Annotated in this window: 1 protein-coding gene; it reads left to right on the top strand. The window is 50.9% G+C overall.

The genetic code is table 11. From position 1 onward, the window contains the following. On the top strand, positions 1-265 hold a 265-nt coding region (locus L6C30_RS14830), incomplete at both ends, for an IS66 family transposase (RefSeq protein ID WP_236163407.1).

Raw genomic sequence — 265 nt, 5'->3', positions numbered from 1 at the left:
TGGTACAGCGGAAGACCGCCGCGAATACCGACAACAGCATAGTCAACCAGTGATGCAACAACTATATGAATGGCTCAACCAACATCATCTGACAGTGCCATCGAGTTCTCCTACCGCCAAGGCGATCAATTACACTCTGAAGCGTTGGCCAGCCTTAAGCCGCTATCTGGATGATGGCAATCTACCGATTTGCAATAACTGGGTGGAAAACCAGATGCGCCCCTGGGCGTTGGGACGTAAGAACTGGTTATTTGCAGGTTCGCTG

Source organism: Acinetobacter sp. KAM396 (assembly GCF_021602765.1).
GTDB classification, from domain to species: Bacteria; Pseudomonadota; Gammaproteobacteria; order Pseudomonadales; family Moraxellaceae; genus Acinetobacter; species Acinetobacter towneri_A.
Note: the sequence above shows the minus strand (reverse complement) of the source record. Positions and strands in the feature narration are given on the sequence as shown.